The following is a 22,156-nucleotide window of genomic DNA, read 5'->3' as shown; positions in this document are numbered from 1 at the left end:
CATGGCGGACCTGCTCGTACAGGTGGAGGATCTCTCGGTGCGGTTCCCCACCGAGAACGGCCCCCGCACCGTGGTCGACGGCGTGGGCTTCGAGGTGCACGCCGGCGAGGTCGTCAGCATCGTCGGCGAATCGGGATCGGGCAAGAGCATCACAGCACTCTCGCTGCTGAACCTCGTCGACGAGCCTGGTGAGATCTTCTCCGGCCGGGTGCTGTTCGACGGCGACGACGTGCGGAAGATGAAGGGCACCGCCCTGCAGAAGCTGCGTGGCGGCGAGGTCGGCATGATCTTCCAGGAGCCGATGCGCTCCCTCAACCCCGTCTTCACGATCGGCAAGCAGCTGATCGAGACGATCAGGGCGCACGAGAGCGTGAGCGTCGGCGACGCGCACGACCAGTCCGTGGACTGGCTGAGCCGCGTCGGCCTGCCGAATCCGGAGCGGATCATGCGGTCCTACCCGCACGAGATGTCGGGCGGGATGCTGCAGCGCGCGATGATCGCCGTCGCGCTGTGCTGCCGGCCGCGGCTGCTCATCGCCGACGAGCCGACCACGGCCCTCGACGTCACGATTCAGGCGCAGATCCTCGATCTGCTGCTCGATCTGCGCGACGAGACCGGGATGGCGATGCTGTTCATCACGCACGACCTGGGCGTGGTCGCCGAGGTCGCCGACACGGTGCTGGTCATGTACGGCGGGCACATCGTCGAGCGCGGCGACGTGTTCGGGCTCTTCGAGAGCCCCCGACATCCGTACACCGACGCGCTGCTGAAGGCGCGCCCCCTGCCGGGGCAGCGCCTGGACCGGCTGCCGGTGATCTCCGACGAGGTGCGGCGCCTGGCCGCCGCCGGGGTGACGGCATGAGCACCACCACCGAGCCTCTGGTCGAGGCGACCGACATCGTCAAGCACTTCGTCACTTCGTCTCGTTCCGCTCGGCGCTCGCGCGGTGACGACCGCGGCGGGCAGAAGCGCACCGTGAAGGCGGTCGACGGGGTCACGCTGCGCATCCGGGAGGGCGAGATGTTCGGCCTGGTGGGGGAGTCCGGCAGCGGCAAGACCACCTTCGGGCAGGCGCTGCTGCGGATGCACGAGCCCACCTCGGGGTCGGTGCGGTTCCGTGGCGAGGAGATCCTCGAGCTGGGCAGGAAGGACCTGCGCCGGCTGCGCCCGAAGATGCAGTACGTCTTCCAGGATCCGTTCAGCGCGCTGAATCCGCGCCTTTCGATCGCCGCGGCGATCGGCGAGCCGATGCGTGCGCACGGCCTGGCCGGCAAGCACGATGAGCGCGACCGCGTCGTCGAGGTGCTCGCGCAGTGCGGCATGGAGGCGGACGCCCTCGACCGCTACCCGCACGAGTTCTCCGGCGGGCAGCGGCAGCGCATCGTGATCGCGCGGGCGATGGCGCTGCGGCCCGAGTTCGTCGTCGCCGACGAGCCCGTCTCGGCGCTCGATGTCTCGGTGCAGGGACAGATCGTGAACCTGCTGACCGATCTGCGCGACCGGCAGCGCACCTCTTTCCTGTTCATCTCGCACGACCTCAGCGTGGTCGAGCACATGTGCACGAGCGTGGCGATCATGTACCGCGGGCGGATCGTCGAGCAGGGCACCCGCGACCAGATCTTCGGCTCGCCGCAGCATCCGTACACGCGGGAGCTGCTCGCGGCCGTGCCGATCGCCGATCCGCGCCAGCGCGGCCGGCGCCGCGGCCGCCGGGTGAGCAGGGAGTGGGACGAACAGGATGCTCCGCGGCCGGCGCTGCAAGACGTCGGCGACGGGCACCTGGTGGCCCTGCCGGGGACCGGTCGTTGAGCGAGCGGAGCGAGACGAAACGCCTGCCCTCCACCGGTCGTTGAGCGAGCGGAGCGAGACGAAACGCCTTCCCTCCACCGGTCGTCGAGCGAGCGGAGCGAGACGAAACGCCTTCAGCTGCCCGGGAGGTCCGGCCTCGGCCTCCGATTTCGGACGTAGCGTGGAGTGGTGAAGATCGACGCGCACACCCAGGGCTTCCGGCTGGCGGACGAGAAGGATGCCTCGCGCTACACGTTGATGCACGACGGCACCCTCGTGAGCGTGCTGGACTACCGCGACGACGGTCGCACCGTCGCGCTGACCAGGGCGTTCACGATCCCGACGTTCCGCGGCCGCGGCTACGCGGCCGTGGTGACCGAGGGCGCCGTCGCCGACATCGAGTCCCGCGGCGACCGCACGATCGATCCGGTGTGCTGGTACGTCGCCGACTGGTTCGACGCGCATCCTGAGAAGCAGGGTCTGCTGCGCCGGCGCTGACTGCGGGGATTCCCGACTGGCTCTGGCATCCGCGTGCCGGGCTGTGTGAGCATGGCGGGATGAGACTCGCTGAGGCATTGTCCGTCCGCTCCGATCTGCAGCGACGCATCGAGCAGCTTCGCAAGAGGATCGCGGACAGCGCCCGCTATCAGGAGGGCGAGGAGCCTGCCGAGGATGCGTCCGCACTGCTCGTCGAGGCGGATGCCGCGCTCGATCAGCTGCGCGACCTGATCCGCCGGATCAACGCGACAAACGGTCGCGTCGCCGTCGGCGAGGGCACGATGACCGACGCGCTCGCCACCCGCGACGTGCTCCGGCTGCGGCACTCGCTGCTGTCGGATGCCGCAGCGGCGGCCTCCGGCTCGGATCATGCATACCTGCGTCAGATGCGCTCGGAGCTGCGTCAACTCCCGGCGCTGCCGGTCGGCGAGCTGCACACCAGAGCGGATGCCGTCGCGAGAGAGCTGCGCGAGCTCGACAGCAGCATCCAGCAGGCGAACTGGGGGAACGAACTGGACGAGTAGAGCGGAAGTCGGTAGTCACGACGAAGCGGGCACACCCCCTTGACCGGCGGGGCAAGTCGGTCGACTCCGGGCGGAGGGCAGCCCATCGATTGCACGATGCAGCCCCGCACAACGCACCGGTGACAGCGCACAGCGCATGTCGCATCACCCCGTGCCGGTCGTCGCGATGAGGGTGGGTCAGGGGACCTTCCGCTCCTGTGTTCGGCACGCCTCGAGGGCGATGTCGGAGGCCGTCCGTACCTTGGAAGTATGCGAATCCTGCACACCTCCGACTGGCACATCGGGCGCACCTTCCACGGGCACGCCACGCTCGATGCGCTCGGAGCCGTGCTCGAGGCGCTGGTGGCGCAGGTGCGCGAAAATGACGTCGACGTCGTGATCGTCGCGGGTGATGTCTTCGACTCCGCGACGCCCGCCGCCTCGGCCTACACGCTGCTCGATGACGCGCTGGTCGCCCTGCACGAGACCGGGGCGACGGTCATCGTCACGAGCGGCAACCACGACTCCGCCGCGCGGCTCGGGTTCCACTCCCGCCTGCTGCGCGAGGGCATCCACGTGCTGACCGACCCCACGGCGATCGCCTCGCCGGTGACGGTCGACGACGAGCACGGGCACGTGCGGTTCTTCGGCGTGCCCTACCTCGAGCCGGCGATCGTGCGGCAGCACTGGCCGGAAGCGTCGCTGAAGAACCAGGCGCAGACCATGGCGCACGCGATGGACCTCGTGCGCGAGGGAATCGCGCAGAACCCCGGCCGTTCGGTCGCGATCGCGCACTGCTTCGCCGCCGGGGTCGACGCGACCACGGGCCTCGAGCGCGAGGTTCGCCAGGGCGGACTCGACGTGGTGCCGCTGGCCGTGTTCGACGGCCCCGACTACGTTGCGCTCGGGCACATCCACGGGCGTCAGCGGCTCAGCGATCGGGTGCGGTACTCGGGTGCTCCGCTGCACTACAGCTTCGGCGAGCAGCACAAGGAGCGCGGCTCCTGGCTGGTCGAGCTGGATGCCGAGGGGCTGGCCTCCGCCGAGTGGCTGGCGCTGCCGGTGCCGCGCCGGCTGGTCACCCTGACCGGCCCGCTCGCCGAGATCCTCACGGACGAGAAAATCGCCGCTCATGCCGACGACTGGGTCTGCGCGGTCTACACCGACCCCGTGCCGCAGCACGAGCCGATGCGGCGGCTGCGGGAGCGGTTCCCGTTCTGCGCTCTGGTGCAGCACGCGCCGGCCGGTGCCGACGCCGTCGAAGAGAGGTCGTACGCACAGCGCCTGCACGGCGCAGTGACCGACACCGAGCGCATCGAGGCCTTCCTCGAGCACGTCCGTGCGGGGGCCGGGGCAACGGACCGCGAGGCCGAGCTGATCCGCGAGGTGCTCGACGACCGGGTGCGCGCCGAGGCGCTGGTGTGAGACTGCATCGACTGGAGGTCGAGGGGTTCGGCCCCTTCCGGGCACGACAGGTCGTCGACTTCGACGCGTTCGCTGACGACGGCATCTTCCTCATCGGCGGGCGCACCGGGGCGGGCAAGTCGTCGATCCTCGACGCCGTGTGCTTCGGACTCTACGGCGGCGTTCCGCGCTACGACGGCGGCGAGAAGCGCCTGCGCAGTGACCACAGCGAGCCCGATGAGCCCACGGAGGTCGTCGTCGAGTTCAGCACGGTCGCCGGGCGGTTCCGGGTCACCCGTTCGCCCGAGTACCTGCGTCCGGCGAAGCGCGGCGGCGGGCTGACCAAGCAGGCAGCCGCGGTCTCGCTCGAGGAGCGGACGGATGCCGGTTGGGTGGGCCGCGCGGCACGCGCGGTCGATGTCGCGAACGAGCTCGCCGACATCCTGCAGCTGACCCAGGAGCAGTTCCTGCAGGTGATCCTGCTCGCGCAGAACCGGTTCGCCGACTTCCTGCTCTCCGACAGCCGCGACCGGCAGAAGCTGCTGCGCCGGCTGTTCGGCACGGAGCGGTTCGAGGACTATCAGGCGAGGTTCGACGAGCGACGTCGAGCTGCGGAGCAGGCGCTCGGCGCCCGGCAGGCGACAGTCGAGGCGCGGCTGGAGCAGGCCGAGGCCCTCGTCGCGGAGGCCGAGCTGGGCGGCGACGAAGCGGGGCTCACCGCGGGGCGGACGCCGGGGATCGGATCGAGGCGCTGCGCCGAGCGGTCGCGCGCGGTGAATACCGCGCAGAGCGGCTGGATGCCGAGCGCGACGACGCCGAGAAGCGGCTCGCCACCGCGGATGCCGGCCTTGCCGACCTCAAGGAGCTGCGCCAGGCGCAGAGCGAGCGCGACCGGGCACGCTCCGCGCTCGACGCCCTGGAGAGGCAGGCCGAGGAGATCGCCGAGGCGAAGGAACGACGCGATCGGGCACGAGCTGCGGAGGCGCTGCGCAGCGTGATCCAGGCCGCGACGCGCGCCGAGAGGGCTCTCGAGACGGCCGCAGAATCCGAGGTCGAGGCCCGCGCGATCTGGGACGCGCACGGCATCGACGTCTCCGGGTCGTTGAGCGAGCGGATTCGCTCTGACGTCTCGGGGTCGTTGAGCGAGCGGATTCGCTCTGACGTCTCGGGGTCGTTGAGCGAGCGGATTCGCTCTGACGTCTCGGGGTCGTTGAGCGAGCGCAGCGAGACGAAACGCTCCACGGACTCCGATGAACGTCTCGACGTCTCGTCTGCGGCGCGGGAGCGCCTTCGCTCAACGACCGGGAACGAGTCCGCCGTGCTCCGCACCTGGGCCTCCGCCCGCACCCGCGAGATCGGCGCGTGGCAGCGCGCTGCCGGACTCGAGCAGCAGACCACGGAACGCACCGCGACCGTGGCATCCGCTCGTCAGGCCGTCGCCGATGCCGCAGACGCCCTCGACGCCGTCGAGCGCGAACGGGAGGAGCTTCCCGCTCGGCTCGTCGAGCTCACGGAACGCCGTGACGCGACCCGCCGGCACGCCGACCGCGTGGACGACCTCACCCGCATGAGAGATGCTGCCGAGCGTCGTCGTGTCGCGGCCGTCGACGCCGAGCAGCAGTCCGCTGCGCAGGCCGACGCAGAACGCACGGTGGTCGAGGCGAGCACGGCGCACGCCGCCGCACAGAGTGCCCTCGCCTCCCTGCGCCGACGGCGGCTCGACGGGTTCGCCGGCGAACTGGCCACCGCGCTCATCCCCGGCAAGCCCTGTGCGGTGTGCGGATCCACCGAGCATCCGCAGCCTGCCGAGCACGCCGACCCGGTGTCGGCCGACGACATCGCCGCGGCCGAGACCGCGCGCGACGCCGCTGCCGTTGCCGAGCGTGCGGCTTCCGAGCACGAATCGACCTTGCGAGTCGCTCTCGCCGCCCTGCGCGAGCGCGCCGACGGCCGCACACCCGAGCAGGCCGCGGCCGAACTCGAGAGCGCGACGATCGAGCTCACCGCCGCGCGCGAGGCCGCCGAACAGGTGGTGCTGCTCGACACCGAACTGCAGGTCACCACGACCCGCCGCGATCAGAACGAGCAGCGCCGCGCCGAAGCCGAGCAACGGCTCTCCGGTGCGCGCGAGCGGCTCGCCCTCGCCGAGCAGACGGCGGCTCAGGCCGAGGCCCTCATCACGGAGGCCAGGGCGGAGCATCCGTCGGTGGCCGTTCGTATCGCGCTGGTGACCGAGCAGGCCGCAGACGCGGGGACGCTCGCCGACGCGATCGAGAACCGCGAGGTGCGCGCGACCGCGGCATCCGAGGCCATGGCCGACCGGACGGCCGCCCTGCAGCACTCGCCGTTCGACGAGGCGACCGCCGCCGAGGCGGCCCTGCTCGCACCCGCCGAGCTCGCTGCCCTCGATGACAGGATCACCGCGCATGCGGTCGCCCTCGGTAAAGAGCGTGCGACCCTGCTCGACCTCGAACTGCGCACCCTGCCCGAGGATCCGGTCGACCTCACCCCGGCCGAGCAGGCCGCCGCGGACGCCCGCGACGGCTGGCTGGCTGCGGTCGACGCCGCCAACCGCACGCGTGGCACTCTGACTCAGCTGACCGGTCTGACCCGCACCGTCGCATCGGAGCATGCGGCGGGCGCCGAGCAGCAGGCCGAGTACGACGTGCTGCGGGGCCTCGCAGACGCCCTCGCCGGGCGCGGCGCGAACACGCGCAAGATGAGTCTCGAGACCTTCGTGCTCGCCGCCGAGCTCGAAGAGATCGTGGCTGCCGCCAATCTGCGCCTGCACGACATGTCGGCCGGGCGGTACCAGCTGCGGCACTCCGACGCCCTCGCCGGCCGCGGCGCGGCATCCGGCCTGGGCATCGTCGTCTTCGACGCCTTCACAGGCCAGACCAGGCCTGCGCGGTCCCTGTCCGGCGGCGAGACGTTCCTGTCGTCGCTCGCGCTGGCCCTCGGGCTCGCCGAGGTCGTCACTGCCAGGGCCGGCGGCATCCGGCTCGACACGCTGTTCATCGACGAGGGCTTCGGATCGCTCGACGCGGACACCCTCGAGGTCGCGATGCGCACGCTCGACGAGCTGCGCCAGGGCGGCCGCACGGTCGGAGTGATCAGTCACGTCGAGGCGATGCAGGAGCAGATCCCCGGTCAGCTCACCGTTCGCACGCTGCCCGACGGCCCGAGCGTGATCGACGCGCCGGTCTAGACCGCGTACTCGTCCTTCACACGCTGAATGGCGTTGCTTGCGCTGTGCAGTCCGGCCTACGCTGCACGTTTCGGGTTCGTGCTGCACTCTTGGGTTCGCGCTGCGCTTATGTCTGCCGCGCGAGACACGAACTGCAGCGCGAAGCGCTGCGAGCGTCAGGAACTGCAGCGCGAAGCGCTGGTCTCGACGACGCGCCGGTCTAGACCGCGTACTCGTCCTTCACACGCTCCCAGAGCTGCGCGCTGCAGGCCGCGACAACCTCGTCCCAGAGCTGCGTCGCTCCATCCTGCGCCCGATCCGAGACCGCTCGCAGCACGCGGATCGGCACACCGAACTGCTGCGCGACCCAGATGTACGAGAACGTCTCCATGTCGACGAGCACGCCCCCGAGCGAGCGGATGCGGGCGACGGCGTCGACGTCGTCGACGAAGATGTCACCGGTCGCGATCGTGTGTCCGTCGCGTCCGGTCTCGACGTGCGAGGGCAGCGAGACGTGCTGCCCGACCACGCCGTCCAGGTCCTGCACATCGTGCTGGATCGCGGCGCTGACCTCGTAGACGCCCGAGTCGAGGTCGTCGTCCACGGCGCCGGCCGTGCCCACCACGAGGATCTCGTCGTACGCCGTGGCGTCGAGCGCACGCGTCAGGCCGTAGGCCGCCTTCAGCTTGCCCGGTCCGGTGACGAGGCGGTCGAAACCGGGGAGTTCGGCGGGAAAGGCCTGCAGCTCGGAGGCGAGGGCGGCGACGAGGAGTTTCACGCAACCATCCTCTCAGGTACAGACTGGTGTACACCCGTCGGAGGAGGACGCCCGTGACCATGCAGCAGCAGATCGCCGAGGCTCTCGGAGTGAAGCCCGAGATCGACCCGCGCGCTGAGATCGACGCCAGGATCGGCTTCCTCGCCGACTACCTGTCCGCGACCGGGGCGAAGGGGTTCGTGCTCGGCATCTCGGGCGGTCAGGACTCGACGCTGGCGGGCCGGCTCGCACAGCTCGCCGTCGAACGGGTGCGCGCGGAGGGTGGCGAGGCCTCGTTCCTCGCCGTGCGGCTGCCGTACCGCGTGCAGCACGACGCGGATGACGCCGAGGCCGCGCTGGCGTTCATCGCGGCAGACCGCGCTGTCGAGGTGAACATCGAGAACGGCGTCGACGGCGTCGAGAAGGACATCGAGAACGGGCTCGGCGCGAGTATCACCGACTTCAACCGCGGCAACATCAAGGCCCGCGTCCGCATGGTCACGCAGTTCGCCCTCGCCGGCCACGATCGGATGCTGGTGATCGGCACCGACCACGCCGCCGAGGCCGTGACCGGCTTCTACACGAAGTTCGGCGACGGCGCCGCCGACATCCTGCCGCTCTCAGGTCTGACCAAGCGCCAGGGTCGTGCTGTGCTGCGTGAGCTGGGAGCTCCGGAGCGGCTCTATCTGAAGGTGCCGACGGCCGACCTGCTCGATGGGCAGCCCGGCCGCGCCGACGAGGACGAGCTCGGTCTGACCTACGAGCAGATCGACGACTACCTCGAGCAGCGTCCGGTCTCGGACGACGTGGCGAGCCGCATCGAGGGCAAGTACCTGTCCACCCAGCACAAGCGCCACCTGCCGGTGACCCCCGACGACGAGTGGTGGCGCTGACCCTCCCCGCCGACGGCGGCGATGTCCGACCCTGCCGATAGCCTCGGAGCAGGCAATGGGAAGGGGCATCCGTGCGGGTCATCAGGTCGGAGCAGGACGTCGCGACGAGGGTCGTCTGGAGCGCGAGTGACCTGAAAGCGGCCGCCGAGTGCGAGTTCGCCTGGGCGCGCGCCCTCGACGCCAAGCTCGGCAGGGTCCCCGCCGTCGAAGAGCCCGAAGATGCCACGCTCGCCCGTGCCGCGCAGCTCGGAGACGTGCATGAGCGTCGCACGCTCGACCGGTACATCGACGACCTCGGCACCTCGGTGGACGGCGGCCCGGGAGTCGTCGAGCTGCCCAAGGTGTCCTCCACCGACGCCGAGGCGCTCGGTGCGGTCGTCGCCGACACCGAGCAGGCGCTGCGCTCCGGTGCATCCGTCGTGTTCCAGGCGGCGTTCGCGACCTCCGAGTTCGTCGGCTTCGCCGACTTCCTGCTGCGTGATGCGGACGGGCGCTGGCGGGTGCAGGACACCAAGCTCGCCCGCACCGCCCGGGTCACGGCGCTCATGCAGCTTGCGGCATATGTCGACCAGCTCGACCGCCTCGGCATCCCGCGCGCCGACGAGGTCGACCTCCTCCTGGGCGACGGATCCACCAGCATCCACCTCGTCGACGACCTGCTGCCGCTGTTCCACGTGCGACGCGCGCGGCTGCGCGCGCTCATCGCCGACCGGCGCATCGAGGACGGCGTCAGCGGGGCACCCCTCGCCTGGGGCGACGACCGCGGCGACCTGCAGATCACCGCGTGCGGGCGCTGCGCCACGTGCGAGGAGCAGGTGCTCGCACATCGCGATCTGCTGATGGTCGCGCGGATGCGCCCGGTGCAGCGCCAGCGGCTGCGCGCCGCCGGGATCCTCACGATCGACGACCTCGCCGTGGCGGCGGAGGCCCCTGACGGCATGAACATGGACACGTTCCAGGCGCTCCGCGCACAGGCGCGTCTGCAGCTCGGTGTCGTCGACGATCCCACCGTGCCGCCGCCGTTCGAACTCGTCTCCTCGACCGCGATCGGCCTGATGCCCAGGCCCAGCCGGGGCGACATCTTCTTCGACTTCGAGGGCGATCCGCTGTACACCGAACCGGTCGGTGACGAAGGCGAGAAGCCCGAGTGGGGCATCGACTACCTGTTCGGCTGGATCGACAACGCCGAGCAGTACTCCGCGCTGTGGGCGCACACCTTCGCCGATGAGAGGCAGGCGCTGCTGGACTTCCTCGAGTTCGTGAGGCTGCGGCGGCAGACGCATCCCGACATGCACATCTACCACTACGCGCCGTACGAGACCTCGCACCTCTCCGCGATGGCGGCCCGGTACGGCGTCGGCGAGACCGACGTCGACAGACTGCTGCGCGAGGGCGTCTTCGTCGATCTCTATCCGCTGGTGCTGCGGTCGGTGCGCATCGGGTCGCGGTCGTACTCGATCAAGAAGCTCGAGCCGCTCTACATGGGCGACGAGGTGCGCACCAGCGACGTGCAGAAGGGCGACGACTCGATCGTCAAGTACGTGCAGGCTCGTGAGCTGCTCGCCGCCGGGCAGGATGCCGAGGCCCGCGGCATCCTCGACGATCTGGCCGACTACAACCGCTACGACTGCGTCTCGACCCGGCGCCTGCGCGACTGGCTGATCGGGCTCGCGAAGCAGGAGGGCGTGTTGCCTGCGCCGCCCGACGAGTCCGAGACCCGCGCGTACGAGCCTTCGCCGTTGTCCGTCGCGCTGATGGCCGACGCGGCGGATGCCGCGGACGAGAGCGACGCGGAGGTCTACCGGGTCGCTGCTGCGGCCATCGACTACCATCCGCGAGAGACGAAGAGCTTCTGGCAGGCGCATTTCCAGCGGCTGCGCGAGCCGGTGTCGATGTGGGAGAGCACGCGGGACGTGCTGCGCGTCGACGCCGCACGCAGCTCTCATCGAGAGGACTGGGCGGTCGGCGAGGGCCCGCGAAATCGTGCCCTGACCCGGCTCGTCGAACTGCGTGGCGAGGTCGCTCCGGGGAGCACGCTCGGCATCGGCGGTCGGCCGTTCGCGCTGTACCCGATGCCAGCACCGTTCTCCCTCGAAGCTCCTTCACGGGTGATCCAGGTGCCGCACGAGGTCGAGATCGTGGAGGTCCTCGACGACGGCTACGTCATCCGTGAGCGCTCGGTGCAGGGCGAGACCTGGTCCGAACTGCCGATCGCGCTGACCCCGGCGTCACCCCCGAACGTCGGGAACCAGCAGAAGGCGATCGAGGAGTGGGCCGACGCCGTGCACCGCACCGCGCCGGCGTTCCCGCGCGACGCCGCGACCGACATCCTGCGCCGGACCGTGCCCCGCACCCGCACTGGCGCCCCGCTGCCGCCGGTCACCGGCGACGCCGACGATCGCACGATCGACGCGATCGTGCGCGGTGTGCTCGACCTCGACCGCAGCTACATCGCCGTGCAGGGCCCGCCCGGAACCGGTAAGACCTTCACGGGGTCGCAGGTGATCGCCCGGCTGGTGTGCGACCACGGCTTCAAGGTCGGCGTCGTCGCCCAGTCGCATGCGATCGTCGAGACGCTGCTCGAGCGCATCGTCGCCGATGGAGTGCCGTCGGCCCAGGTGGCGAAGAAGCCGAAGGACGACGAGTCCGAACCGTCCTTCACCGTCATCCCCAAGGACGGCATGGCGGCCTTCATCGGCGAGCACCCGGAGGGTTTCGTCGTGGGCGGCACCGCCTGGGACTTCGCCAACACTCGCCGCGTCGACCGCGGCGGACTCGATCTGCTCGTCATCGACGAGGCGGGCCAGTTCTCGCTCGCCTCCACGATCGCCGTCGCTGCCGGCGCGCAGCGCCTGTTGCTGCTCGGAGACCCGCAGCAGCTGCCGCAGGTCAGTCAGGGCACGCACCCCGAGCCGGTCGACACCTCGGCGCTGGGCTGGGTGATGGCGGGCCACCAGGTCATCGACCCGGCGCACGGTTACTTCCTGGCGACATCATGGCGGATGCACCCGGCTGTCGCCGCGCCGGTCTCACGGCTGTCCTACGCCGGGCAGCTGGCCTCGGCACCGGGCGCCGATGGGCGCCTCGTCGACGGCGTCGAGCCCGGCCTGCACGTCATGCCGGTGCGGCACCGCGGCAACGCCACCCAATCGCCGGAAGAGGCCGACGAGGTCGTGCGCATCGTGCGCGATCTGCTCGGCCGCGCCTACACCGACGGCATGACGGATGCCGCGCCGCGGCCCCTCGAGCAGGAGGACGTCATCGTCGTCGCGCCGTACAACGCGCAGAAGCAGCTCATCCACGAGTCACTGGTGGCGGCCGGGTTCGGCCAGGTGGCCGTGGGAACGGTGGACAACTTCCAGGGCAAGGAAGCCGTCGTCTCGATCACTTCCCTCGCCGCCTCGAGCGGCAGGGATGCCCCGCGCGGGCCGGAGTTCCTGCTGCTGCAGAACCGGCTGAACGTCGCCATCTCCCGCGCGAAGAGCGTCGCCTATCTGGTGCACTCGCCGGCCCTGCTCGACGACCTGCCGTGGACCCCCGAGGGGGTCGCCCGGCTCAGCGCCTTCGCCCGCCTGGTCGGCGCCGACCACGGCTGACGCATCTCACGACAGCCGTTCCACCTCGTCGGCGAGATCGGGGATCGTCCGACGGGCATCCAGCTCGATCGTCGCGCCGCGGCGGCAGCAGCGGCTCCACATCACGCGTGTTCCGCCGGATCTCTTCCCGGTCCTCGGCCGAGTGGCCATACGGGTTGTTCGCGTGTCGCGCCGACTCGGCGAGCAGGGTCGACTTGCCCGTGCCGGACATACCGGTGACGAGGGCGCGTGACATGGACAGTAGATTACTGACGTGCACAGCGACGATGAGATCCTCCGAGCCTCCGCGGCGTGGGTGTGGTTCCCGCGCGGGAGCGAGCAGGAGAACACCGAGCTGCAGCTGGTGCGGTACCCGGAACGGTTCGGCGGCGGGGTGCGCGCCTCGCAGGTGTGCTCCGCAACGGATGCTGCAGCAGTCGTAGACCACGCGATCGAACGCACCCGCCGCTGGGGCGAGACGCGCCTGACCTTCTGGACGAATCCGTCCGACCGCCCGGATCTCGAGGACGAGTTCCGTCGCCGCGGCGCCGTCCACGACGACACCGTCACCGTGTTCGCGCGGCCGATCCCCGGCGACCCGATCGAGACACCGGCGGATGCCGCCGGCAGAAGTCGTCCGCACGATCGAACAGGTCCGCGACGTCGACCTGGTGAACGTCCCGGTCTGGGACCAGCAGCCGCTCGACGGCGACGGGCTGCAGCAGGAGCTCGCCGAGGTGACCGACTCGCTCGAGGCGGGGAGGGCTTCCGAGTGCTGGCGCGCCTCGGCGGACGTCCCGTGAGCACGGGCGGCTGCACGGTCGTCGACGGAATCCTGCGTCTCTGGGCGCCGCGACGCTCGCCGAGTACCGCGGCCTCGGCGCCTACCGCGCCGTGCTCGCCGAACGCCTGCGCGTCGGCGCGGAGCTCGGCGCCACGACTGCGCTCGTGAAGGGCCGGGTCTCGACCTCGGCACCGATCCTCGCCCGCGCCGGATTCTCGCAGTACGGCGACGAGCGCAGCTACGTCCTGACGGTCTGAACTCCGTCACCGAGCACAGGAGATCCACCCGGAATGCGAGGTCGGCGCGCCACGCCGGCGTCGTGAGCGCTGCGTCATCGAACGCAGGAGATCTCTCCAGGGCAGGACGAATACCGGCGGTGAATCTGCATCCTGTTCTCGCCGGATCTTCTGGTTCCGGGTAACGGACGCGCGACCTCAGCCCGCGTCGAGTACGATCCGCAGTGGCCCCCACAGCGCCTCGAGCCGCGGCTCCCACGGAGGCGCCATCAGCCCGTCGCGCCAGCGCGCCTCGACCTCGTCAACGGCGAGCCACTCCGAGGCAGCGACCTCGACGGGATCGACCGTGACCACGACATCCGGCTCTGCCGCTGCGACGTACAGATCGATCAGCGCGGACTCCTCGACGAAGCGCCCCACGAACTCGAGAGACTCGGCGGGCACAGCAATCCCGGTCTCCTCGCGCAGCTCACGAACTGCACCCTCGACGCTCGTCTCACCAGTCAGTACGCTGCCGCCCGGGAACTCCCAGTCCAGTGGGCAGTCCTTCGTTGCCGAGCGCTGCGTCAGCAGCAGCATCCCGTCATCGCGCCGCACGCATACAGTCGAGACGACATGGAATCCGCCCTGCGGCGGCCATCCCGGTGTCCCGCGCTCGAACGTCGCGCCGGTCGGCACGCCGTCGGCGTCTGTGACATCCCACCACTCACCTGCAGCCATGGCATCCTCCGCGCTCTCGAGACTTCGTGTTCTGCATGAGACCGCGGTGCAGAGCGCGGGTCTCATGCGCGAAAGCAAGTCTCGCGCGGATGCCGCGCCGCCGCGCCCCGCCGCCCCGCCGCGCGCCCGACTCAGACCGTGCCGTACAGCCGGTCGCCGGCGTCGCCGAGACCGGGCACGATGTAGCCCTTCTCGTTGAGGCGCTCGTCGAGCGCGCCGAGCACCAGGGTCACGTCGCGGTCGCCGACGAGCTCCTCGATCGCGGCGACGCCTTCCGGCGTGCCGAGCAGGCAGATCGCGGTGACGTCCTTCGCCCCGCGGTCGAACAGGAACTGGATCGCGGCGCCGAGCGAGCCGCCGGTGGCGAGCATCGGGTCGATCGCGAAGCACTGCCGGTCGCTGAGGTCGTCGGGAAGGCGCTCTGCGTACGTGGTCGGCTCGAACGTCTCCTCGTCTCGCACCATGCCGAGGAATCCGACCTCGGCGGTCGGCAGCAGCTTGACCAGACCTTCGAGCATGCCGAGGCCGGCGCGCAGGATGGGTACCACGATCGGGCGCGGCTCCGAGATCTTCACGCCCATGGTCTTCGTGACCGGGGTCTGGATCTCGACGGGCGTGACGTGCACGTTGCGGGTCGCCTCGTAGGCGAGCAGCGTGACGAGCTCTTCGGTCAGCTGGCGGAACACGGGCGACGGAGTGCCCTCGTCACGCAGCACCGTGAGTTTGTGGGTGATGAGGGGGTGGTCGGCCACGTGAACGCGCATGGGTTACAGATTACTGGCCAGGCGCCGCGGGGAGAATCCGCACTATGGTCGAGACCATGACCGCAGCCGACCTCTCCGCGATGGATCGCGCGCTCGCGCTCGCCGCCGAGGCCGGCACCGCGGGCGACGTGCCAGTGGGTGCGGTCGTGCTCGACGCCTCGGGCGCGATCATCGGCGAGGGGCTCAACCTGCGCGAGCAGACCCACGACCCGACTGCGCACGCCGAGGTCGTGGCGCTGCGCGCCGCGGCATCCGCCACCGGCGACTGGAACCTCGAGGACTGCACGCTCGTCGTCACCCTCGAGCCCTGTCTCATGTGCGCGGGGGCGATCCTGCAGGCGAGGATCGGCCGGGTGGTGTTCGGCGCCTGGGACGACAAGGCCGGTGCATCCGGTTCGATGTACGACGTGCTGCGCGACCGGCGGCTGCCGTACCGCGCCGAGGTCGTCGGCGGCGTGCAGGCGGATGCCGCGACCGCCCTGCTGCGGGACTTCTTCGAAGCCCGCCGCTGACAGACGTGAGCGTGCGGCTGCGCCGCTCAGTCCGCGGACTTCAGGACGAACGCGTCTGTCGAGGGCTCGGGATCGAGCGAGGGGCGGTAGATGTCCGGCTCCAGGTAGATGACGCGCGCGACCGGCACAGCGGCGCGGATGCGCTTCTCGATCTCGTCGATGTCGTCCGCGGCCTCGCGCACCGTCTTGTCCTGCGGAAGAGCGATCTTCGCCGCGACCATCAGCTCGTCCGGCCCCAGGTAGAGGGTCTTGATGTGGATGAGCTTGTGCACCTCGGGCCCGTCGTTGATCGCATCGACGATCCGGTCGAGGTCGGAGTCGGTGGCGCCCTCGCCGACCAGCAGGCTCTTCGTCTCGATGCCGAGGATCAGGGCGATCAGCACCAGCAGTGTGCCGATCATCAGCGTGCCGATCGCGTCGAACACGGAGTTGCCCGTGATGACGGTCAGCCCGACACCGAGCAGCGCGAAGGTCAGGCCGGTCAGCGCGCCGATGTCCTCGAGCAGCACGACCGGCAGCTCCGGTGCCTTGGCGCGGCGGATGAACGAGAACCAGGACTGGCCCTTCTCGCGCACCCGGTTGCTCTCGCGCATCGCGGTGCGCAGCGAGAACGACTCCAGGCCGATCGCGATCACCAGCACGACGATCGGCAGCCACCACCACACCGGGTCCAGGGCGTGCGGGTGGGTGATCTTCTCGACTCCCTCGTAGATCGCGAACAGGCCGCCGAGAGAGAACAGGATGATCGAGACCACGAACGCGTACACGTACCGTTCACGGCCGTAGCCGAACGGGTGCGAACGATCGGCGTGGCGCTTCGCCTTGCGTCCGCCGAGCATGAGCAGCAGCTGATTGCCCGAGTCCGCGATCGAGTGGATGGCCTCGGCGAGCATCGACGCCGAGCCGGAGAGCGCCCAGGCGATGAGCTTGGCGACGGCGATCCCCATGTTCGCCAGGAACGCCGCGATGATCGCCTTGCTGCCGCCGGATGCACTCATGGCACGAGTCTACGGCGGGTGCCCCTTCGTGCTTCGAAACTGCACGCCCGCGCCGAGAATGTGGCGTTCGCGCCACGACTCGGCGCGGGCGTGCAGTTTCGCGGGAGAGACCTGCGCGAGGATGGAGCCATGGCTGAATCCCTCCCGTCCCTCGCATTCCTCGGCGCCGGCTCGATGGGCGGTGCGATCCTGCAGGGGGTCGTCGCCTCCGGCATCCCCACGGACGGGATCACGGCGACCAACCGCACCGCCGAGAAGGCGGCCGCGCTCGCGGCACTGCCCGGCGTCACGAGCATCGCCCTCGCGGATCGGCCGGAGGGCAATGCGGATGCCGGCGGCATCCGCCCGCATCCTGCTGGTCGGCGTGAAGCCGGTGATGGTGCCGGACCTGCTCCGCGAGATCGCGCCCTCGCTGCGCCCGGATGCGATCGTCGTGAGCCTCGCCGCGGGCGTGACCCTGGACACGTTCGCGAGTGTGCTCGGCGCCGATGCGCACGTGATCCGCTCGATGCCGAACACCCCCGCCACGGTCGGCAAGGCGGTGACAGGGCTCGCGGCCGGCGCCGGCGGCGACCGCCGACGACTTGGCGCTCGTGCGCCGCCTGTTCGAGACCGTCGGTGCGGTGATCGAGGTGCCGGAGTCGCAGATCGACGCGCTCTCGACGATCTCGGGCTCGGGGCCCGCCTACGTCTTCCTGCTCATCGAGGAGCTCACCAGGGCGGCGATCGGCAAGGGCTTCTCGGAGGCGGACGCCCGGCTGATGGCCGAGCAGACCTTCATCGGCGCGACCGCCCTGCTGGATGCCTCCGGCGAGGATCCTGCTGAGCTGCGCCGGCGCGTCACCAGCCCGAAGGGCACCACCGAGCGGGCCGTCGCCGTACTGCAGGACGCGCACCTCGACGAGGTGTTCGCTCAGGCGACGGATGCCGCACTGGCCCGCGCTCGCGAGCTCGCTTCAGGTCGTTGAGCCAGCGACGGAGGGGCGAGACGAAACGCGCCAGCTGAGCGGAGAGCGTTTCGTCTCGGTCGCACGCTCCCTCGCTCAACGACCGGAGGGGGACGAGCCCGGTCAGCGGTCGAGGCCGGCGAACCTCTCGATGTCGCTGTTGGTGCCCGAGACGATGATGAGGTCGTGGTTGGTCACCACGGTGTCGGCCTCGGCGTAGCGGAACGGCTTGCCGGGACTCTTCACGCCGACCACGGTCACGCTGTACTTGGTGCGGACGCCGGACTCGTTCAACTGCACGCCGCGGATGAACTTCGGCGGGTACATCTTGGCCAGCACGAAGTCGTCGTCGAAGCGGATGAAGTCGAGCATGCGGCCCGAGACCAGGTGCGCGACGCGCTCGCCTGCCTCGCGCTCCGGATAGATGACGTGGTTCGCGCCCACGCGAGCGAGGATCTTGCCATGCGACTGCGACACCGCCTTCGCCCAGATCTGCGGGATCTTCAGGTCGACGAGGTTCGCGGTGATCAGCACGGATGCCTCGATCAGCGATCCCACGGCGACCACTGCCACCTGGAAGTCCTGCGCGCCGATCTGCCGCAGCGCGTCGAGGTTGCGGGCGTCGGCCTGCACGGTGTGCGTGACCCGCTCCGACCACTTCTGCACCAGCTCGAGGTCGGCGTCGATCGCCAGCACCTCGCGGTCGAGTCGGTCCAGCTCGCCGGCGCAGGCCGCGCCGAAGCGTCCGAGTCCGATGACGAGCACCGGGGCGTCACCCCGCACGATCTCAACCAACGATCGGCCTTTCGACGGGCAGCGAGTAGAGCTGCGATCTGGAGGTCGCGGCGACCGCCGCGGCGAGTGTCACTGTACCAACGCGTCCCATGAAGATGGTCGCCGCGAGGACGTACGACGCGGCGTCCGGCAGGGTCTCCGTGACCCCGGAGGTGAGGCCCACGGTGCCGAACGCCGAGATCACGTCGAAGAGCACGTCGATCACGTCGTCCTTGGTGATCTGCGTGATCGCGACGGTCGAGAGCGCGACGATCGTGGCGCCCCAGGCGACGACGCTGAGCGCCACGCGCTGCACGTCGCTGGGGATCCTCCGGCCGAACACCTGCACCGACTGGCGTCCCTTGGCCTCGGACCACACCGCGATCGCGAGCACGGCGAGGGTCGTCACCTTGATGCCGCCCGCGGTGGACGCCGAGCCGCCGCCGACGAACATCAGCATGCACGCGACGAGCATCGACGACCCGTTCAGATCGTTCATGTCGATGACGTTGAAGCCGCCCGATCTGGTCATCGCCGACAGGAAGAAGGCCTGCACGGTGGTGTCGACGGCATCCATCGACCCGAACGTGCGCGGATTGCCGTACTCCAGTAGCAGGAACACCCCGGCGCCGATGAAGAAGAGCAGCACGGTCGTGACGAGGGTGAGCTTGGCGTGCAGGGACCAGCGCTTCACGTGCCAGTAGTGCTTGGCGAGGGAGTAGATCACCGGGAAGCCGATGCTGCCCAGGAACACGCCGGCCATCAGGAGGATCAGCACCAGGTAGTCATCGGCGAACACCGCGACGCCGCCGTCGTTCGGGGCGAATCCGGTGTTCGTGAACGACATGGCTGCGAAGTACGGCGCCTCCCAGAGCGCGGACACCGGGTCGACGCCTGCCAGCACCAGCGCCGGGTAGAGCAGCACCGCGATGCCGACCTCGATGATGAGGGCCGAGATCGCGACGGTGGTGAGCAGTTGTCCGACTTCGCCGAGGCGCACGGTCTGGCTCTCGTTGACGGCACCGCCGTGCGCGCGCAGCGGGTTCGTGTCGCCGGCGGCCATCAGCTTCGCGCTCAGGCCGAGCCTCTTCGAGATCACCATGCCCATGAGCGATGCCAGGGTGAGCACGCCCATGCCGCCGATGTTCACGCCGACGAAGACGACGACGTGCCCGAACGGCGACCAGTGGTTGCTCATGTCGACCGTGGAAAGACCGGTGACGCAGATGGTCGAGACGGCGGTGAAGAGCGCGTCGCTGAGATCGGTGACGGTGCCGGCGGCCGAGGCGATGGGCAGCGACAGCAGTGTGGTCCACAGCAGGATCAGCAGGGCGAAGACGACGATCGCGAAGCGGGAGGGCGACGAGGTGACGAAGTGGCGCAGCTGGCGTCCCAGCCCGCGCAGGGAGACGCGGGAGACGGATGCCGGCACGCTGCTCGACATCGGGACCCTCTCCGTCTGCGCTCCGGGCGGAGGTGCCCGCCGGACCTCCGTCATGGTACTCCGTGGGACCGCTGGGCCCCGGCAGGCTAGGCGAGGCCCAGCACGCGGGCTACCCTGAACACATGACGGACATCTTCGACGTGATCGCGGACGGCACGAGGCGCGACATCCTCCAGCTCCTGCTGCGTCGTGAGAACGAAGATGACGGCGGCACCAGCGTCACCGAGATCGTGAGCGAGCTCGGGGTGAGCCAGCCCACCGTGTCGAAGCACCTGAAGGTGCTCCGCGACGCCGACCTCGTGACGGTCCGCGAAGACGGTCAGCGTCGGTTCTACAGCATCTCTGTCGCGCCGCTCGAGCAGGTCGACGACTGGCTGGTGCCGTTCCTGGTCGACGCGTTCGGCGACCAGGCGCCCGACATCGATCTGCTGCCCCTGCCCGACGGCGCCGCGCACGCGGCCGAGGTCGTCGGCCGCGCCGCGGCATCCGCGAGGCACGTCGTCACCAACGCGCTCAAGCGACTGGGCGCGTAGCGCGCTTCGACAGGCTCAGCGACCCAGCGGACTGGGTCCCTGAGCCTGTCGAAGGGCTGAGCCTGTCGAAGGGCTGAGCCTGTCGAAGGGCTGAGCCTGTCGAAGGGCCTCAGCCGCGCCGGCGCCGCCCGAACAGCCAGGCGCCCCAGAGGGCGGCGACCGCGATGATCGCGATGCACCAGCCGAGAGCCCAGGCCGGCTGAACGCCGGGATCGGTGCCCATGAGCAGAGCGCGGATGGTCTCGATGATGGGCGTGACCGGCTGGTAGGTGGCGATCCACTGCAGCCAGGACGGCATCGTGTCGATCGGCACGAACGCGCTGGACAGGTACGGCAGGAACATGAGGATGAAGCCGTATCCGGCCGCCGCCTCCGGACTCCCGGCCGCGAGGCCGATCGCCGCGTAGAGGTAGGTGATCGCGAGGATGTACAGCGCGATCACCGCGCCGGCGGCGATCCAGCCCGCGACGTTCGCGGTGGGGTGGAAGCCGAGCAGCAGCGCCACGCCGATCACGACGGCGGTGGCGACCAGGTTGCGCACCAGGCTGGCGACCACGTGGCCGGTCAGCACGGCCCCGGCCCGCAGTGGCATCGTGCGGAACCGGTCGATGATGCCGGTGGTCATGTCGCGCGAGACGTAGGTCGCCGTGGTCGCGGCGCCGAACCCCGCGCACAGCAGGATGATGCCGGGGACGACGTAGTCGACGTAGTTCCCCTCGGTCTGCATCGCGCCGCCGAACACGAAGGTGAACAGCAGCATGAGCGTGACCGGCAGCATGATCGACATGCTCAGCGACTCGCCGTCGCGGAGGGACTGCAGCAGGCTGCGTCGCACGAACACGCGCTCGGCGGCGAAGCCGCGGATGCGTGGCCGGGGAGCGGGCAGCACGAGGGGAGCGGCGGTGGCGGTCATGCGATCTCCTGGGGGATGCGGGCGTCTTCGCGAGGCGCACCGGTGAGGGTGAGGAACACGTCGTCCAGCGTCGGACGGTGCAGGGTGACGGAGGCCGCGGCATCCGCCTGGTCGAGCGCGAGGCGCAGCGCCGCGACGCTGCCGTCGGTGGGGATCTCCTCGAGCACGACGCCGTCCGCACCGTGCAGCACGACGGTGTCGCTGCCGACCAGCGCCTTCAGCTGCGCCGGCGTGCCGGTCTCGATGATCCGTCCGCCGTCGAGGATCGCGACGCGATCGGCGAGCAGATCGGCCTCCTCGAGGTACTGCGTGGTGAGGAAGACCGTGGTGCCGGCGTCGGCGAGCGTGCGGATCATCTCCCACAGATCGAGCCGGCTGCGCGGGTCGACTCCGGTGGTCGGCTCGTCGAGGAAGAGCACCTCGGGGACGACGACGAAGCTGAGGGCCAGGTCGAGGCGGCGGCGCATGCCGCCGGAGAAGGACTTCACGCGCTTCGCTGCGGCATCCGTCAGCGAGAAGCGCGCGAGCAGCTCGTCGGCCCTGGCGCGGGCGGAGCGAGGCGACAGTCCGGACAGGCGCCCGAGCATGACGAGGTTCTCGGCGGCGGTGAGCATGTCGTCGACCGCGGCGCTCTGACCGGTGAGCGCGATGCGCCGGCGCACCTCGACGGGATCGGATGCCACGTCGTGGCCGGCCACGCGGACGGTGCCCGACGTCGCGGCGAGCAGCGTGGTGAGTACGGAGATCGCGGTGGTCTTGCCGGCCCCGTTGGGGCCGAGCAGCGCGTACACCTCGCCCGGTGCGACCTCGAGGTCGAGGCCGCCGAGCACGGTGTGCGTGCCGAACGAGACCCGAAGGTCACGGACATCGATGGCGGGATTCATCTCGGCGTTCCTTTCTGTATACGTATAAAACTGTTTATGACC

Annotated in this window: 21 protein-coding genes and 1 pseudogene; 14 read left to right on the top strand and 8 right to left on the bottom strand. The window is 70.1% G+C overall.

Annotation, left to right across the window (positions count from 1 at the left end):
- The first annotated feature begins 1 nt into the window (after nt 1).
- From L2X99_RS11135 to L2X99_RS11105, 7 genes are all read left to right on the top strand, one after another.
- Nucleotides 2-862: an ABC transporter ATP-binding protein gene (locus L2X99_RS11135; RefSeq protein WP_236135930.1), complete on the top strand. Its 861-nt coding sequence runs from the start codon at nt 2-4 to the stop codon at nt 860-862.
- Entirely contained in the window at nt 859-1,809 is a 951-nt protein-coding gene (locus L2X99_RS11130; RefSeq protein ID WP_236126678.1) for an ATP-binding cassette domain-containing protein, read from the top strand. Before L2X99_RS11135 ends, L2X99_RS11130 begins: the two co-directional genes overlap by 4 nt.
- Before the next feature lie 237 nt (nt 1,810-2,046).
- Nucleotides 2,047-2,286 carry a GNAT family N-acetyltransferase gene (locus tag L2X99_RS11125; RefSeq protein ID WP_236126848.1) on the top strand — a complete coding sequence of 80 codons (240 nt, stop codon included), beginning with the start codon at nt 2,047-2,049 and terminating at the stop codon, nt 2,284-2,286.
- Nucleotides 2,287-2,345: 59 nt separating this feature from the next.
- Nucleotides 2,346-2,810, top strand: coding sequence for a DIP1984 family protein (locus tag L2X99_RS11120; RefSeq protein WP_236126679.1), 465 nt, complete (start codon nt 2,346-2,348; stop codon nt 2,808-2,810).
- A gap of 249 nt (nt 2,811-3,059) precedes the next feature.
- Nucleotides 3,060-4,214 carry an exonuclease SbcCD subunit D gene (locus L2X99_RS11115; protein WP_236126680.1) on the top strand — a complete coding sequence of 385 codons (1,155 nt, stop codon included), beginning with the start codon at nt 3,060-3,062 and terminating at the stop codon, nt 4,212-4,214.
- Nucleotides 4,211-5,191: an AAA family ATPase gene (locus tag L2X99_RS11110; protein WP_236126681.1), complete on the top strand. Its 981-nt coding sequence runs from the start codon at nt 4,211-4,213 to the stop codon at nt 5,189-5,191. The genes L2X99_RS11115 and L2X99_RS11110 overlap by 4 nt, the downstream gene beginning before the upstream one ends.
- On the top strand, nt 5,188-7,401 hold the full coding sequence (locus tag L2X99_RS11105) for an SbcC/MukB-like Walker B domain-containing protein (RefSeq protein ID WP_236135117.1): 2,214 nt from the start codon (nt 5,188-5,190) through the stop codon (nt 7,399-7,401). Before L2X99_RS11110 ends, L2X99_RS11105 begins: the two co-directional genes overlap by 4 nt.
- A gap of 199 nt (nt 7,402-7,600) precedes the next feature.
- Here L2X99_RS11105 and L2X99_RS11100 read toward each other — a convergent pair whose 3' ends face one another.
- On the bottom strand, nt 7,601-8,158 hold the full coding sequence (locus tag L2X99_RS11100) for a phosphorylase family protein (protein WP_236126683.1): 558 nt from the start codon (nt 8,156-8,158) through the stop codon (nt 7,601-7,603).
- A 59-nt stretch (nt 8,159-8,217) separates the two neighbouring features.
- Between L2X99_RS11100 and nadE the strand changes: the two genes are divergently transcribed.
- The 4 genes from nadE (at nt 8,218) to L2X99_RS11080 (ending at nt 13,646) form a co-directional block, all read left to right on the top strand.
- Nucleotides 8,218-9,030, top strand: a complete 813-nt coding sequence (nadE, locus tag L2X99_RS11095; RefSeq protein WP_329608180.1) for an ammonia-dependent NAD(+) synthetase — start codon at nt 8,218-8,220, stop codon at nt 9,028-9,030.
- 71 nt (nt 9,031-9,101) lie between these two features.
- On the top strand, nt 9,102-12,626 hold the full coding sequence (locus tag L2X99_RS11090; protein WP_236135116.1) for a TM0106 family RecB-like putative nuclease: 3,525 nt from the start codon (nt 9,102-9,104) through the stop codon (nt 12,624-12,626).
- 596 nt (nt 12,627-13,222) lie between these two features.
- Nucleotides 13,223-13,408, top strand: coding sequence for a hypothetical protein (locus tag L2X99_RS11085; RefSeq protein ID WP_236135115.1), 186 nt, complete (start codon nt 13,223-13,225; stop codon nt 13,406-13,408).
- A 91-nt stretch (nt 13,409-13,499) separates the two neighbouring features.
- Nucleotides 13,500-13,646 carry a hypothetical protein gene (locus L2X99_RS11080; RefSeq protein WP_236135114.1) on the top strand — a complete coding sequence of 49 codons (147 nt, stop codon included), beginning with the start codon at nt 13,500-13,502 and terminating at the stop codon, nt 13,644-13,646.
- Nucleotides 13,647-13,823: 177 nt separating this feature from the next.
- On the opposite strand, the gene L2X99_RS11075 is transcribed toward L2X99_RS11080, so the two are convergent.
- Nucleotides 13,824-14,345 (bottom strand): NUDIX domain-containing protein, encoded by a 522-nt coding sequence (locus L2X99_RS11075; RefSeq protein WP_236126687.1) that lies wholly within the window; start codon nt 14,343-14,345, stop codon nt 13,824-13,826.
- Between the two features lie 131 nt (nt 14,346-14,476).
- Nucleotides 14,477-15,109 carry a uracil phosphoribosyltransferase gene (gene upp / locus L2X99_RS11070; RefSeq protein ID WP_236126688.1) on the bottom strand — a complete coding sequence of 211 codons (633 nt, stop codon included), beginning with the start codon at nt 15,107-15,109 and terminating at the stop codon, nt 14,477-14,479.
- 56 nt (nt 15,110-15,165) lie between these two features.
- On the opposite strand from upp, the gene tadA reads away from it, so the two are divergent.
- On the top strand, nt 15,166-15,621 hold the full coding sequence (gene tadA / locus L2X99_RS11065; protein WP_236126689.1) for a tRNA adenosine(34) deaminase TadA: 456 nt from the start codon (nt 15,166-15,168) through the stop codon (nt 15,619-15,621).
- 26 nt (nt 15,622-15,647) lie between these two features.
- On the opposite strand, the gene L2X99_RS11060 is transcribed toward tadA, so the two are convergent.
- Entirely contained in the window at nt 15,648-16,619 is a 972-nt protein-coding gene (locus L2X99_RS11060; protein WP_236126690.1) for a cation diffusion facilitator family transporter, read from the bottom strand.
- A 129-nt stretch (nt 16,620-16,748) separates the two neighbouring features.
- Between L2X99_RS11060 and proC the strand changes: the two are divergent.
- A pseudogene (gene proC, locus L2X99_RS11055) lies at nt 16,749-17,587 on the top strand (pyrroline-5-carboxylate reductase).
- A gap of 102 nt (nt 17,588-17,689) precedes the next feature.
- Here proC and L2X99_RS11050 read toward each other — a convergent pair.
- Complete coding sequence (locus L2X99_RS11050; RefSeq protein ID WP_236126692.1) at nt 17,690-18,361, bottom strand: potassium channel family protein; 672 nt, start codon at nt 18,359-18,361, stop codon at nt 17,690-17,692.
- Nucleotides 18,354-19,784, bottom strand: a complete 1,431-nt coding sequence (locus L2X99_RS11045) for a TrkH family potassium uptake protein (RefSeq protein WP_236126693.1) — start codon at nt 19,782-19,784, stop codon at nt 18,354-18,356. The genes L2X99_RS11050 and L2X99_RS11045 overlap by 8 nt, the downstream gene beginning before the upstream one ends.
- 122 nt (nt 19,785-19,906) lie before the next feature.
- Between L2X99_RS11045 and L2X99_RS11040 the strand changes: the two genes are divergently transcribed.
- On the top strand, nt 19,907-20,317 hold the full coding sequence (locus L2X99_RS11040) for an ArsR/SmtB family transcription factor (protein ID WP_236126694.1): 411 nt from the start codon (nt 19,907-19,909) through the stop codon (nt 20,315-20,317).
- Between the two features lie 109 nt (nt 20,318-20,426).
- Here the strand turns inward: L2X99_RS11040 and L2X99_RS11035 are convergent, their stop codons facing one another.
- Entirely contained in the window at nt 20,427-21,230 is an 804-nt protein-coding gene (locus L2X99_RS11035; protein ID WP_236126695.1) for an ABC transporter permease, read from the bottom strand.
- Nucleotides 21,227-22,114 carry an ABC transporter ATP-binding protein gene (locus tag L2X99_RS11030; RefSeq protein ID WP_236126696.1) on the bottom strand — a complete coding sequence of 296 codons (888 nt, stop codon included), beginning with the start codon at nt 22,112-22,114 and terminating at the stop codon, nt 21,227-21,229. Before L2X99_RS11030 ends, L2X99_RS11035 begins: the two co-directional genes overlap by 4 nt.
- Nucleotides 22,115-22,156 lie beyond the last annotated feature (42 nt).

The sequence above is a fragment of the Microbacterium sp. KUDC0406 genome (assembly GCF_021582875.1).
GTDB lineage: Bacteria > Actinomycetota > Actinomycetes > Actinomycetales > Microbacteriaceae > Microbacterium.
This window is presented reverse-complemented; position numbering and strand designations above follow the sequence as displayed.

What these genes read in the sequence shown, in the direction of transcription:
- L2X99_RS11135 (WP_236135930.1), top strand. Translation starts at nt 2, where the DNA reads ATGGCGGACCTGCTCGTACAGGTGGAGGATCTCTCGGTGCGGTTCCCC.
- L2X99_RS11130 (WP_236126678.1), top strand. Translation starts at nt 859, where the DNA reads ATGAGCACCACCACCGAGCCTCTGGTCGAGGCGACCGACATCGTCAAG.
- L2X99_RS11125 (WP_236126848.1), top strand. Translation starts at nt 2,047, where the DNA reads ATGCACGACGGCACCCTCGTGAGCGTGCTGGACTACCGCGACGACGGT.
- L2X99_RS11120 (WP_236126679.1), top strand. Translation starts at nt 2,346, where the DNA reads ATGAGACTCGCTGAGGCATTGTCCGTCCGCTCCGATCTGCAGCGACGC.
- L2X99_RS11115 (WP_236126680.1), top strand. Translation starts at nt 3,060, where the DNA reads ATGCGAATCCTGCACACCTCCGACTGGCACATCGGGCGCACCTTCCAC.
- nadE (WP_329608180.1), top strand. Translation starts at nt 8,218, where the DNA reads ATGCAGCAGCAGATCGCCGAGGCTCTCGGAGTGAAGCCCGAGATCGAC.
- L2X99_RS11085 (WP_236135115.1), top strand. Translation starts at nt 13,223, where the DNA reads ATGCCGCCGGCAGAAGTCGTCCGCACGATCGAACAGGTCCGCGACGTC.
- L2X99_RS11075 (WP_236126687.1), bottom strand. Translation starts at nt 14,345, where the DNA reads ATGGCTGCAGGTGAGTGGTGGGATGTCACAGACGCCGACGGCGTGCCG.
- upp (WP_236126688.1), bottom strand. Translation starts at nt 15,109, where the DNA reads ATGCGCGTTCACGTGGCCGACCACCCCCTCATCACCCACAAACTCACG.
- tadA (WP_236126689.1), top strand. Translation starts at nt 15,166, where the DNA reads ATGACCGCAGCCGACCTCTCCGCGATGGATCGCGCGCTCGCGCTCGCC.
- L2X99_RS11060 (WP_236126690.1), bottom strand. Translation starts at nt 16,619, where the DNA reads ATGAGTGCATCCGGCGGCAGCAAGGCGATCATCGCGGCGTTCCTGGCG.
- L2X99_RS11045 (WP_236126693.1), bottom strand. Translation starts at nt 19,784, where the DNA reads ATGTCGAGCAGCGTGCCGGCATCCGTCTCCCGCGTCTCCCTGCGCGGG.
- L2X99_RS11040 (WP_236126694.1), top strand. Translation starts at nt 19,907, where the DNA reads ATGACGGACATCTTCGACGTGATCGCGGACGGCACGAGGCGCGACATC.
- L2X99_RS11035 (WP_236126695.1), bottom strand. Translation starts at nt 21,230, where the DNA reads ATGACCGCCACCGCCGCTCCCCTCGTGCTGCCCGCTCCCCGGCCACGC.
- L2X99_RS11030 (WP_236126696.1), bottom strand. Translation starts at nt 22,114, where the DNA reads ATGAATCCCGCCATCGATGTCCGTGACCTTCGGGTCTCGTTCGGCACG.